At 31.0% G+C, this 13189-nt stretch carries 11 protein-coding genes and 3 pseudogenes; 5 read left to right on the top strand and 9 right to left on the bottom strand.

The features are described from left to right. The 5 genes and pseudogenes from ACFVQC_RS27915 to ACFVQC_RS27895 form a co-directional block, all read right to left on the bottom strand. Positions 1-241: exosporium leader peptide-containing protein (locus tag ACFVQC_RS27915; protein ID WP_377899903.1), on the bottom strand; the 241-nt coding region annotated here is incomplete at its 3' end. A gap of 171 nt (positions 242-412) precedes the next feature. Further along, positions 413-708: pseudogene (locus ACFVQC_RS27910) on the bottom strand (D-alanyl-lipoteichoic acid biosynthesis protein DltB); the annotation flags it as partial. Between the two features lie 842 nt (positions 709-1550). Beyond that, entirely contained in the window at positions 1551-1700 is a 150-nt protein-coding gene (locus ACFVQC_RS27905) for a hypothetical protein (RefSeq protein WP_377899934.1), read from the bottom strand. A 136-nt stretch (positions 1701-1836) separates the two neighbouring features. Next, positions 1837-2472, bottom strand: a complete 636-nt coding sequence (locus ACFVQC_RS27900) for a DUF3967 domain-containing protein (RefSeq protein ID WP_377899901.1) — start codon at positions 2470-2472, stop codon at positions 1837-1839. A 392-nt stretch (positions 2473-2864) separates the two neighbouring features. Then, positions 2865-3797, bottom strand: coding sequence for a glycoside hydrolase family 18 protein (locus tag ACFVQC_RS27895; RefSeq protein ID WP_377899900.1), 933 nt, complete (start codon positions 3795-3797; stop codon positions 2865-2867). A gap of 364 nt (positions 3798-4161) precedes the next feature. Here ACFVQC_RS27895 and ACFVQC_RS27890 point away from each other — a divergent pair, with 364 nt between their 5' ends. The 3 genes from ACFVQC_RS27890 to ACFVQC_RS27880 all read left to right on the top strand — a co-directional run bounded on the left by ACFVQC_RS27890 (position 4162) and on the right by ACFVQC_RS27880 (position 6197). Continuing rightward, complete coding sequence (locus ACFVQC_RS27890) at positions 4162-5427, top strand: Y-family DNA polymerase (protein ID WP_377899899.1); 1266 nt, start codon at positions 4162-4164, stop codon at positions 5425-5427. Next, the gene (locus tag ACFVQC_RS27885; protein ID WP_377899898.1) at positions 5424-5765 is read left to right on the top strand and encodes a YolD-like family protein; all 342 of its coding nucleotides are present in this window, start codon (positions 5424-5426) and stop codon (positions 5763-5765) included. Before ACFVQC_RS27890 ends, ACFVQC_RS27885 begins: the two co-directional genes overlap by 4 nt. Before the next feature lie 231 nt (positions 5766-5996). Beyond that, on the top strand, positions 5997-6197 hold the full coding sequence (locus ACFVQC_RS27880; RefSeq protein WP_377899897.1) for a hypothetical protein: 201 nt from the start codon (positions 5997-5999) through the stop codon (positions 6195-6197). Between the two features lie 72 nt (positions 6198-6269). Here the strand turns inward: ACFVQC_RS27880 and ACFVQC_RS27875 are convergent, their stop codons facing one another. Further along, positions 6270-6842, bottom strand: a complete 573-nt coding sequence (locus ACFVQC_RS27875; RefSeq protein ID WP_377899896.1) for a hypothetical protein — start codon at positions 6840-6842, stop codon at positions 6270-6272. 383 nt (positions 6843-7225) lie between these two features. Here ACFVQC_RS27875 and ACFVQC_RS27870 point away from each other — a divergent pair, with 383 nt between their 5' ends. Then, the gene (locus ACFVQC_RS27870) at positions 7226-7912 is read left to right on the top strand and encodes a hypothetical protein (protein ID WP_377899894.1); all 687 of its coding nucleotides are present in this window, start codon (positions 7226-7228) and stop codon (positions 7910-7912) included. 188 nt (positions 7913-8100) lie between these two features. Here the strand turns inward: ACFVQC_RS27870 and ACFVQC_RS30265 are convergent, their stop codons facing one another. Further along, positions 8101-8163 (bottom strand): hypothetical protein, encoded by a 63-nt coding sequence (locus ACFVQC_RS30265; RefSeq protein ID WP_483861780.1) that lies wholly within the window; start codon positions 8161-8163, stop codon positions 8101-8103. A 58-nt stretch (positions 8164-8221) separates the two neighbouring features. Here ACFVQC_RS30265 and ACFVQC_RS27865 point away from each other — a divergent pair. After that, a pseudogene (locus tag ACFVQC_RS27865) lies at positions 8222-8380 on the top strand (IS3 family transposase); the annotation flags it as partial. Between the two features lie 257 nt (positions 8381-8637). On the opposite strand, the gene ACFVQC_RS27860 reads toward ACFVQC_RS27865, so the two are convergent. Next, positions 8638-12456 carry an SIR2 family NAD-dependent protein deacylase gene (locus tag ACFVQC_RS27860; protein ID WP_377899893.1) on the bottom strand — a complete coding sequence of 1273 codons (3819 nt, stop codon included), beginning with the start codon at positions 12454-12456 and terminating at the stop codon, positions 8638-8640. Positions 12457-12636: 180 nt separating this feature from the next. Beyond that, positions 12637-12825, bottom strand: a pseudogene (locus tag ACFVQC_RS27855) (hypothetical protein); the annotation flags it as partial. Between the last annotated feature and the right edge of the window lie 364 nt (positions 12826-13189).

Raw genomic sequence — 13189 nt, 5'->3', positions numbered from 1 at the left:
TAGGTCCGGTAACTCCAGTAGGTCCGGTAACTCCAGTAGGTCCGGTAACTCCAGTAGGTCCGGTAACTCCAGTAGGTCCGGTAACTCCAGTAGGTCCGGTAACTCCAGTAGGTCCGGTTGGTAATGTAAATGGTGGGATTGATGGCAGTGTAGGTCCTACAAGGTTAGGATCAAGTGCCCCAGCAGATATGAAATCATCTGGATTTAATCTTTTTGAATCATTTTCACTTCCATTTGACATTTATACACCTCCCTTCTCTCTAAAAAACTTATTCATTGTATGGCTTGTACATACTATAAAATAATAAATTAAAAGGTTTCAAATTTTAATGAAAGTATAAGCTAGGTTTTGTCAAAAGCTTATTTACTACTAACTAGGGTTAATCTCATTTATATTTTATAAACAAATTCATTAAAAATAATTGTTTAAGTGACCAGAGAGGGTTAGGAAACCGAAGGATACGAAATGGAATGTAATTACAATTCTAAGAATATGCATCGCTAAAATTTCTACTTCTTATTTTTTCGTTCGAAAATATCAAATAAAATAAACAGAACTATATGATATAGAAGTATAAATAATATATTGGATAATATCATGACCAGTAATGTGCCAAATTTCCATGACAAAAAAGTTTAAAAAGAAGCCCATACATGAAATCATAATATGATTTCATGTATGGGCTTCTTCTTTGTTACAAAAAAGACAATCTACAGTTAATTATTTTGAAAGCTCAGCTCATTTTTTCTTTTTGGGGAACAATGAATTTCTTAGCTTGATGGGTATGGGGGCTCGCCAACTAATTGACATAAAACCCTCTTATCAGTAGTTAGTCTGCCTAATTTCAAATGAGAATAGGCTCTTTTATATTCTTTAAACATAGCATGTAAAAAAATATGAAATATTTATAAAAAATAGATGAAAACACGACATTAGATTCTAACCGTATTATAGGTTTCCCTGGAATGGGTATACCAGTTATCCATAATTTTTATCTTTAATACCTTATATTAAAATATATAATAAATTAGATAATATTAATCCTTGAATTACCCGTTAAATTCATCTATTAACTTGTACCAACTTTCTTACTTAACATCACTTATTCATAGCAAACTAATAGGAACTAGAGCTATATCTTTTATTAATGTACATTTTAGTTAATTTAAAATAATAGAATTCCTCATATTCTATACTTAAAAACAGCACAGCCTGTTTACTAATCTACATTCTGTTCATTGATTAGAATGATAAAGTACTTTGAGTTTTGCTTCAAATTTATAATTACTTAGATCAATATTTAACAATTTGCTTGATACAAACTGCATCTAATTATATAAGAAATCTTATAGAATACCATAAAAAAAAGGGCTGTAAGCCCCTCCCACAATCCCTCATTAATCACCATTAAAGGATAAAGCGTTCATCTAATACCATATACCCCTATAAAATTATACTCTAACTCCACATTATTTATAACTAAAAGGATTCGGATATCGACTCATTTTTTGCCTATCCCTTTTCTTCATCACACTTCAAATTTACCCATCTAACTTATAACTTTAACCCATTTATAGTTAAATTCTCCACCAAAATTCCCATTCACTTTCCCGAAGTCTTTTTCATCCGTTCCCGTCGCAAAATTGAACGGTACAATCCCTTCCATTGGAAGTGAACCATTGTTTAAGACCGTTTCCACAAAAGCTTTCTTATCAAACGCCTTACTGATCTTATATATAGTAAGGTATGTGAAATTATAGTTTAGTATAAATAAAAAGGGCAAGCATATTTTCCCTTTTATCGCAGAAATGAGTAACACTTAGCAATGAATGTACTCATTTCCAAAACTTCCACCAAGATTTCCTTTTTGCTGCCGCTATTTCTTCCTGTGCTGATACAATAGTACGTTTAGCATCTTGAATCTCTCTGACCATCTTCATAAGATTATCGTCTCTTAGCTCTAACCTCTTTTCTATCCTTTCTTCACGTTCTTTCCGATCTTTCATATCTTCCTTTATTAATTTATTTCTTTCTTTAATATCCTCTTCGATTAATTTGTTCTTTTGATCTATACGATCACCGAGTCTCTTTTCCATTTCTAATAGGTTTGCTTGCTGCACCTTATTAATTTCTTCTATCATAGCGCTATATTGTTGCTGGAATTGATACTGCATCTGATAAGGAACTGGATCTGTCCCCTGGGATTCCTCTTTCTTATTATCAATTCCAAACTGCTTCGCAATCATTTTCGCAGCTTTTTCTAAAGTCATACCATCTTGCTTACTCAACTCTACTAACTGTTCAATAAGTACAACATCAAACTCTGTATATTCCCTTCTCCCTCGACTATTCTTTCTTACATCATATCCTTCACGTTCAAGAACATCCGAATACTTTCTAAGTGTGCTACCACTTACTCCCAAACGACTATAGACTTCATTGCTGGTATATACTATCTCCGCTTCTGACATAGCGCTACGCCACCTCCTATAAGGATAATTCCATATAGCAAACGAAATCCCTCTGAAAATCCATCGACGAAACTCGTTCGGTCTTTGCTATGTTTTGTCGGAATAGAGAAATTTAAAATGAACAAAATGAAATAGAAGAATCCAAGATTGATTCTTGATAAAACACACTAATAATTTCTCAATATAGATAAGGTGTACCTTACAAGATATAAAGCAAAAGAAGAGCCAAAAATGGACTCTTCTTTTGCTTTATATGAATTTCATATCTACGAGCCATTGTTACATAAATTGCATCGCCTTATCTAAAATCAGTTAATATATTCTGAAGTTCAGGTCTATCTTGTTTAGCACCTAACATTTTTTCTTCAGCTAGTTTAATAAAAGTCGACTAGTTAGACTCGTGTAGCAATATCTTTATATCGTTTAATAAATTCATAAGAATATGATTGACCATTCTTATCTTGACCAGCATCCCAATTTATTGACCATGTCGCCAGACCACGAATAGCGTTTCCATTTTGCTTTAACCTTTCCATAGCATTCAAGACAGCGGATGGATCAACAACATATCCTGAACCAGCAGCGTCACGGTTAGCAGGAAGACCCATTATTAACTTATCATGAGGAAGTTTAGTAAACCCTCTTGTACCGCTTGCTATAGCATTCATCACATAATATAGAAAATCTTCTTTTCGTTCATTATCATCACTTGTGATCCAAGAATTAACCTCATCAACCCATAGACCATGGCCACCCTGATTATAAAATTGGGGACAAACCAAATCATAATAACCTTCTAGTCCTACAAGATAAGGAGGATATTCACCATGTGCAAGCAAGGAAGGAAACTCAGGAGCTAAAGCAATTAAAAAGTCTTTACCTTCATTTTTGTAGGAATCTTTTACAATTTTCAAAGCCGCTGGAATAACGGTATGATTATTAGCCATCGTAATAGCACCTTGCTCTAAGCTTAAACAAATACCGCTAAATCCGTAGACTTTTTCTAATCTAATAATCTCATTAGCTAAGAGCTTTTCCATTCCTGTAAATAATTCAATATGGGCATCTACACCTCCAAGATTAAAAAGTACCTGACGTCCCTCTAAAGCTAACTGGGCTACTTGCTCACAAAATTCTTTATCTGATTTATTAAAAGGTTTAAAGGTAGGTATTCCTGAACCTCTCATACCGGACACTACAATCACATTATATTCCATCGGTACATCTGTTAAATCTACCTGTGCAGATGACCCTTCTTGATATCCATCATTGAATCTATTAGACCCATTATGCCAGTAACCCATTATCAAAGGTTTATGTTCCATTTGTAAGCACTCCCTTTTGTAATTGTGGTACCGCTTATTAAGTATAGTTTAGTAGTTTTATCTTGAGAACATTTTAGATTGAACTAATTCAAAGGTTCATATTGAGAAATTTATTGCAAGATTAGCTGTAAATGTTTTTAAAAATGAGTGTAAACATTATGTTTATACTATTTCTTCGTATTTCAGATAAACAGCCAAAAAAGTCTACTTTCAAAACACTGTTTTTGTGGATGTTGTAAACTATCTCTATTTATACATAAAAACACTCGAACAACTTAAAAATTATATTTCAAATCCCCTTCATAAAAGAACGCATGTTCGTGTATAATAAGAACAGACGTTCTTTTATAGAGGAGGAAACGCAGTGTATGACTATTCAGTCCTACCGAATAGAATCATCTTATGTGTAGATCTAAGAAGTTTTTATGCTTCAGTTAGTTGCATCAAAATGGGATTAGACCCGATGCATACAAAATTAGCTGTAGTAGGTGATGTAAATAGAAATGGTTCAATCGTTCTAGCTGCAACCCCACCATTAAAAGCATTGGGTGTAAAGAAGATAACAAGATTATACGAGATTCCTCGCAGAAAAGACATTCTTGTTGTAAATCCAATAATGAGTACTTACATAAAATGCTCCAATTACATAACAAAATTAGCTTTGCAATACGTTCCTATTGAGGATTTTCACCAATACAGCATAGACGAATTTTTTATGGACATTACAGATAGCATTCATTTATTCGCCCAAGATCCATACGAATTCGCTATGAAATTCAAACGTGAAATATACGATCATACACGAGTTGAATGTACCATCGGAATTGCTCCTAACCCATTAATGAGTAAGGTTGCTTTAGACATTGAAGCTAAGAAGAACAAAGACGGGATTGCTTTTTGGAAGTACGAGGATATACCTACAAAACTATGGAGCATACGACCGCTTAATAAATTTTGGGGCATATCATATAAAACAGAAGAAAAGTTAAATCGAAAGGGAATACACTCTATTGGAGATTTAGCCAATTATCCCCTTAAATACTTAAAACAGAGCTTCGGCAAGATTGGAGAAGAATTACACTTACATAGCCACGGAATTGACTTTAGTCGCATTTCAGAAAAATATGTTCCTGCCACAACTTCTATTGGAAAAAGCCAAATTCTAATGCGTGACTACACAATAGAAGAATTTCCAATTATTCTACTGGAACATATTGAAGAAGTTTGTTATCGGCTTAGAAGACAAAACAAACTTGCTCAAACCGTTCATTTTTCTGTAGGTTATAGCAAGAGTTATAACGGTGGCATTAGAAAAACACATACTTTAAGCCGCCCAACAAATTTAACAATGGATATATATAATATCTGTACATACTTTTTACATCAACAATATACTGGAGAACCCATTCGCAGCATAAACATATCCTTAACAAACCTACTTCAAGAAGGAGAAGAACAAATTTCTCTATTTGATAATGTCACGAAACGAGAACAAGAAGTGAAGTTAACAAAAGTAATGGATGAAATACGCACAAAGTTTGGGAAGAACAGTATTTTACGAGGGATTTCCTACACGCATAGCGCTACAGCTAGACACCGAAACACACTAATAGGGGGCCATAAATCATGAACAACGCTAATATGCCAAAAGGAAGAGGAATGGTGAAATTCACGCCGTTCGCAGCATTAACAGCACAATTTGACGGCATAAGTGAAATCATTAAGGAGAAAAACAAAGTAACTCGGCCGATCTTAACAGATGAAGAAAAAGAATTGATCGAGAACATGTTGTTATGTTCCTTATTATCTGAAAAAGAAATACTAATTACATATTATGAAGATGGTTATTTACTCTCTAGCTATATGACTGTTATTGATGTTGACCCTTCTAATAGTGCTGTTATATGTACCGATGCTTTTTATAACAAGATGAAACTGCAATTTTCTAATATAATAGATGTCAAATAATTCATTTAAAAAAGCCAATTCTCTAAAGGAAATGGCTTTTTCGTTTTCTTCTATAATACCAATATTATTAACAATTATTACTCGGTAAAAATCTAAAATGCGAGAAGCATATTTATAGACCTGTCTTTTAATGTTCATATAAAATAAGGATGTACGAAATACCCTATTTTGTATGTGATCCTGCAAGGTAACTTGTGGGATTTTTTATTATCATTAAATCGGAGGGATTATATGGGATACTTTAATATTGAATTAATGAAAGCTGAAATTACTCAAGAAGAAGCCATATATATAGTTACAAATTATATACAAAGGATAGCTGACAATAAGGTAGATAAATTATATGCTGCCGAAGTAATTGAAAGGGTTCATAATGAGGATAGCTCAACGAAAGATATTGATTTTATTATACGTTGTCGTAAAATGCTATAAAACAAACAAGGAGAACACTTTATTATATAACAAGTGTTCTCCTTATTTTCTCTATATAAATATCGTAAATTGTTATTTAGATTTCTTTTCATTATATATGGTAATCATTGTATCTATTATGACAAACGTAAGTAACGCTTCAGCAGAAACTTTAAGAATATCTGGATTTTCCAACTTGCAAAAATCCCTAAAATTTCTAGCAACATATAAGAGAAGTAATATTAAGTAAGTCACTATTCTATAATTACTTTTTCCTAAGTATGTTTTATATTTATTCACTATATTTCTCGTATACTCAGAATTATTAATTTTTGAAGTCCATTTAATAGCGTAATGAGTAATTATTGGCATAGCATACGCAAAAAGTATCGAACTACCAACTAAAAATAAATACTGTCGTTCTGGAGGTTTCGGAATTAACAGGAGTCCCATAAGAAATAAGAATAACCCTACCCAGATAACTATTGATACAAAAAAAGCATGATTTAGAAGCCTTAATATGCATTCAAGTATCCTAACTAAAAACATCAGTAATTTTGAGTCTTTTTTAATATTATTATTATCTACTTCTAAATTATAAAATAACCATAAGATAATAACGGATAATAAAACTATAGTTAATAGTGGAACAAAAAACCAAATCATAATACACATCCTTAACATTAATATTTTTAAATTGTTACTTATATATGCAAATAACAATTTACATTTTAAACCAGATACTTTTTGATGGATATACTAAATTTTAAAATATGCAAAAACTACATAAACAATATGTTTTGATTTGAAATAAAGTTTAATCAAAATGGAGTCTTTTCTATTCAAATAAACATTCTTCTTTATAAAAATGTTTGATTAAAATTCACTTAGAATTCTTTAATTAAAAGGGGAAAACAGCGTAACTCAAAATTTTAGTAAAAGTTTGGTAAGCGCAATACATTAACAAAAATATTTTTGATAAAAAATTAAATATGATAGATTATAAATATATGTTATAACAATAATTTAATAGAAGGATTTGATTATTAGTGAAAATTAATAGAGAAGCATTTGATGAATTTAATCAAGTGTGTAATGATTACTTTGAAAAAGACACAAATGAACATTTTGAAAGAAACACTAAAATTATGTCAGCTAGAGCAGTTATAAATTATGCTTTGCAAGATATAAACAATAAAAATGATGATATTAATGTGTATGAATTAATATCAGTTTCAGACAAAATATTAACATCAATAGAATATTTGTTAAAATCATTAACAGTCTATGACAAAAAGAACGACAAAGACGAGTTTTATGGTGTTGAAAGTATAAATAGGGATAAATATGATTATTTCAAAGCGATTAGATCATATATAATTGCTCATCCTCTAGAAACAACAAATAAAGAATTTTCAAGATTTGGATTTGGTAAAAATGTAGTATTTGAGGATATTCAAAAGACAAAGGAACATCATAAAACTTTAATGAAAGAAATGATAGAAAATATTGAAACAGCTGATTATGTTATGACGTTTACAAGAATTAATTTTGATTTTGAAAATAGTGATTTTGAGAATATTGATAACTTGGGCGAAACGTTTAAAAAAGGACTTAATATAGAAGAAGACATATTGAGTCTAATTAGATATGCTATTGATAACATGAAGGTCATAACAGAGCATTTAAAAGTTATGATTTCTCAAAATAAGACTACAATAAATGGTGTTGAATAAATCGAGAATGGAGGTTTACAATATGAAAAATATACAGCAATTCCCAAAAAAATCCATTTATTAAATATCCATTAGCCCTAATTTCAGCTATAGCTATAATAAAAACAGGCTATGATTTAGGCTCTTTTATAATAAAGTTAAAATACATTTAAATCATAAAAAAGAAATTAATCTTTTTAAACAAAAGATTAATTTCTTTTTTTATCGCAACGACCGCTAATTTTATCAGAGAACTCTTTATATGTGTATATTTTACTTAATCGTATTCTTGTTTAGGTTCTTTACTTTCCATTTGTTTCACCTACATATCAATCTGAATTTCTTTACCTAGAAGATTTTGAAAGCATAGAACACTTTAAACAAGAATTTTAAAAATATATCGATTATTATAATCACAAACGAATTAAGGCAAAATTAAAAGGCATGAGTCCGGTACAATATCGAACTCATGCCCTAAAGGCTGCCTAATGAAACGACCTGTCTAACCTTATGGGGTCAGTCAGTTCATACTTGTATCTGCTTTTTTCTTAATATAATGTTATAAATTATATATTATTTATCTCAAAAAGAAAAAATAAATTTCTTGAGTCTTGAAAAATCGCTATGCTGCTCTTTTTCAAGACTCATTTTCCTTTATTCATATTGTTTTCTTAGATGCAATAACGCTCTAAAATTTTTAGATATAAACTAATTTCTACAAATTAAGAGCACTATGTTTAGTATCTCTATTCTGTTCTATTCAAAAATAAATATAGGTGTTTTCTTACTTCCGGTAAACTATCAGAATTACATATATCCTGCCACTTAATTAATGTATCAGGTATATCTTTTTCATTTTCTTCGAACGACTTGTAAGATACACCAGCCAGTCTCACACATAATTGTTTATAATTTGCATATTCCGCCCTTGAAAATAGTTGAAACTTACTTCCTTGCATAATAACGTTTATATCAGTTTCTTCAATTAAATATTCTAATCCCTCTAGTATATAATCCCACTGCATCTCATTTAATGCATTAGGGAAATAAAGTAAACATGTTCCTATATCTTGCAATATGTGATCTAGCCCGGGTTGTCTACGGCTATAAACTTTATTCACCCAATTATTAAGGAGAATAACTGGGATTTCAGATACAATTTTTCTTTTGTTATATATAATCCAGAATAAGCAACCTTGACTAGAGTACTTTACTTCCTCTTCATCATTCGAATCCAATTCTTTTTTTAACTTTTGATATATATAATTAGTTTCATATATCTCTAAGTGCAAAGTTGAAGGAAGAATATGAGAAATTATAATGCCCCTCTCTTCAAGTTCTTCAAATAAAGTTCTTATTTTTTCTTTTGTTCTATTATCAATAACCTCTAATTTTGGAAAAATAACATGAATCATTAGATAAGTAAGAGTATATATATCAGTTATAGGATGTCCTTGAAACATATCTTCATCTAGGATTCTATTTTTTCTCTCACTATCCCACCAAACCAATATTTTCTTTAATAGTTCCATACAATCTTCTTCACTGTACTTTATATCTTCTGGATCCACTTTATCTGAAAATATTGAATTAGCACTATTAATCCAGTCTCTTACGAACTTTTTATATTCTCCTGCCCCATTATATACACCATCATTTACAAAAATAGATGGTACATCTTGTTCTATTATCCAATTATAATAATTTCGCTGAACCTGCTCTTCATCTTTCTTAGGCAAACGTAAAAAGCTACTATTATATAAAATTGAAGTTTTAGGTAAACCAGTCTCATTATCAACATAAGTATATAAAGCTTCAGCAAATTCCCCACATTGCTCTTCGGTTAGTCCACGAATTTGGAATAATTTAAACAATCTTAATACTGCCCAATCCCTGGTAGGGACAGATGAATGTCTAACCAATTTTATTAACCTTGTAATAGCCTGTCCCCAAGTTTCATCCGGTCTATAAACCCTATAATTTTCACTCCATTCTATATAATTAAAAGGTTCAAACCATGTTGAAGCCATCCGCTTATCCAAACCATTTTCTCCAATTATCGAAAGTTCTAATAGGGTGTTTAATTGCTGACATATTTCCTCATCGTGCATGCCATACAATACTCTTTTAAACATAGACCTTAAATGAAAATGTAAAGAGTAACAGTTCTGAATTTCTTTCGAATTATACATTTTTATCATTAAACTAAAAATTTGTTCCTTTTTCTCTTCTGAAAAGCGAAAATATATTCTAGAAATAATTTCTAACAAATTAGGCAAATGTCTATGAGAAAATCCGTAAATATCCTCTCCCTGAGATACTCCCTTTAACGCTTGCTTGAGGGCAGGAACAACTAACTCATAGAAATATTCAACTGTCTCATCAGTTAAAGAAACAATATACGCCCTAGTAAATATATTCTTTATTTCTTTAGAATCGCCTGTTCTAATTAAAGCACTCATAGATAATAGTGGTGCAACAAAATCTATCCACTTGGTAGCATTTATAACAGATTTATTAAACACTGCTATACTCTGACACCTCTTAGGCATAGCAACTTCTTCAAACAAACGTAAAAATTCAAAAGATAGACGTATTTTTTCATTATTAGCGCCATAAGAAAAGTGATAAGTTTTTATCCCTGGATCAAAATCCTCGTTCACTTTTTTCTTCAAATCAGGAGCAGAATCTTTTAATAATGAATCCATAATCTCAATTTCTTGGAAAGGACTACATTTGTATTGTGAAAGTTTTGTCCATCTGTCACGATACTCACCAAAGTCCTTGAAACGCATCCCATCATATTTAGTCATTCTTAGTAAATACATTGTCCAGCCTTCTTGAGAAAGTAAAGAGATGTCTATTCTATTAGCCTGTAATCGTATACGAATTTCTTCTAACGCTTCTTCGCACTCCCTTTCAGCTTCAATGATTTCACCTAATTCGGCAATTATAGATGCCCTTTTAACCTGCCAAAAAGGAGTGTTTTTATTTTTAGGCCACTCTTTTAAAATACGCTTAACGCCTTCCTGATCTAGCTTAAACAAATGAAAGAGTGCCTGTTCATAATACCATCTTGAAATCCATTCAGAATTTATTTGCACACTATCTTTAGTTGTATTTAACCACCAATTAAACTCTTCCACATTATGATTACATCTGGCTTCTCTTATGATTGAAAATATTAATTCAACCCAACATTTTTGGAGAAATTGCCAATCGATTTTTGAATCCAGATTTGACTTAAAATTCTTAAGTTGTTCTGGATTTCTATGCAGATAATTAGTTTGAAAAATTTCATTAAATTTCTCAATAATTACAACGATTTTATCCTTCCATCTGGGCTCTATCGGTAATAATGATGTCTCAATCCTCCAATTCAATTCATATATAAGCATTAATGCATCCACATCCGTTAACTTATGAATATTATTAAGTATTTCATCAATTACTCTTTCTGTTTCTAACCAAAGATCTTCTCTATTACTTCTAGGAGTAATTACCCATCCCGGGTGTAACAAACGAATATGCTTCCAATCCCTTGCGATCTTCAATAATTCTTCTTCTTTAATTTCCTCTCCATAACCAAAATCGCTTCTTATCGATTCGTTCTTATAATTCTTCTTTACTGGAATATCTGGTATATCCTCATGACCATCATATTCTATTATTTCTAAACTAGGCCACCTCAACACATCTGCCTTTCTACCACATTTTAGGTTTAAGAGGAACCATTCTAATGCCTTTTTATGCTTTAATACTCCTGGGTACTTATGATCAGGAAATAAAGGAGAGAAATCAATCGGAATAATTCCTCTAGCTTCTAGCATTCTCCGTTGTGTAGAGGAAACAAATCCACAAAAATAAATAGGTGGCGTATTTTCACCTAAATTATCTCTTACCCAACCTATCCAATTTAAAAAATTCGGATCATCCCCTGAAAAACCAACTAAACATAATACATTCTCCATAATAGTTTGTTGTACCATATTAACAAATGGAGCATATTTTTTAGGATAAGTTCGATAGTCTTCTTCAGTAAAAATAAATGGCCTATGTGATGGGAAACTTCCATGTAATTTTACGATTCTAGGTTTCATACGATTCGGTATATCTGAGGTATTTAGTACTAAACTATAACTTCTATCATATATATATTTTGTTGTTCTTTCTAAAAGCGTATCATAATTTGTAGTATAAACATCAGCCCAAGGCAAAGATAACAACATTTTATGTAAGTTACCAGGTACATAATTTTCATCTGGTAGCGAATTTATAATTAGTTGATCAAGAGCCTGTCTCCCGAAAACTTCTTCATATTCACTTGCAAGCTTTAAAACATCATGGTTATAACTACTATCATAAGGGTGTAATTCGCCCTTCATTTTTTCTCCTAGCTGGTTCCATAGTAAAAAGGAATCTGAATTATACGACATTTTTTCGGCATTTAAACTAAAACCAGCCCCTACCATTATAGAAACATTCCCATATTCCCTTCCACACCAAAGACTTTCTCTTATTTTTTCAATATGATGTTGATCAGGTAAATAAGTCATATCCCCCATAGCGCTCCCTCCTCTTTTATTAATAATTTTATTATTACCACGCACATAAAGATAGTAAAATATCCCTTTATGTTAATATTTCTCCTCGAGCTGTAACTTTTAAAAAAAGTTTGATTAAAAAAGTGCTACGAACTTTGATTTTATAATAGAAGAAGCCCTGTTATTTTGAAAAAAGATTGATCAAAATAACAGGGCTTCAACTTTATTTAATATATCTATTTCACATTCAAGTTCCTTTGTATCTATATTTAAAAAATCCATTGTCATTTCCAGAACTTTTCCATCTCTATTTCTCTTAGATCCCCATAAACGAACAGCCCTATTGATTTTACTATCTTTATATATGATTTGAAATTTTCTTGATTCTTCTCTATTTGCCTATATTTAAATTTCACATAATTTTTTCCTTTGTAAATGTTATATAGGATTGGAAGCAATTGCTCCTTAACATGATTTTGTCCAATAATTCTATTATCAAAATTACTGTTGAATTCTAAAAGAGCATCTTTACTTACCGTTGCATAATTATGACGTCTAATTTCAATAATTTCTTTTGGAAAAACTCTTTCTATTTCCTTTCTGATTCCTTCAGTAGGATTTTGTAAATAAATCTCATCAATAATTTTCTTATAACCATATCAAAAGGTACACCTTTTGAAGTATATTAAAACCTACTTGATTCAGTACTTCTAAAGGTCAAAAAAGATACTTTTGAAGCACTAAATAATTAACG

Origin of the sequence: Bacillus sp. NPDC057893, from assembly GCF_042796455.1 — a bacterium.
In the GTDB taxonomy this organism is placed as follows: domain Bacteria; phylum Bacillota; class Bacilli; order Bacillales; family Bacillaceae_G; genus Bacillus_A.
The sequence above is the reverse complement of the archived record's forward strand: the minus strand, read 5'-3'. Positions and strand labels throughout refer to the sequence as shown.

What these genes read in the sequence shown, in the direction of transcription:
- ACFVQC_RS27900 (WP_377899901.1), bottom strand. Translation starts at nt 2,472, where the DNA reads ATGTCAGAAGCGGAGATAGTATATACCAGCAATGAAGTCTATAGTCGT.
- ACFVQC_RS27895 (WP_377899900.1), bottom strand. Translation starts at nt 3,797, where the DNA reads ATGGAACATAAACCTTTGATAATGGGTTACTGGCATAATGGGTCTAAT.
- ACFVQC_RS27885 (WP_377899898.1), top strand. Translation starts at nt 5,424, where the DNA reads ATGAACAACGCTAATATGCCAAAAGGAAGAGGAATGGTGAAATTCACG.
- ACFVQC_RS27880 (WP_377899897.1), top strand. Translation starts at nt 5,997, where the DNA reads ATGGGATACTTTAATATTGAATTAATGAAAGCTGAAATTACTCAAGAA.
- ACFVQC_RS27875 (WP_377899896.1), bottom strand. Translation starts at nt 6,842, where the DNA reads ATGATTTGGTTTTTTGTTCCACTATTAACTATAGTTTTATTATCCGTT.
- ACFVQC_RS27860 (WP_377899893.1), bottom strand. Translation starts at nt 12,456, where the DNA reads ATGGGGGATATGACTTATTTACCTGATCAACATCATATTGAAAAAATA.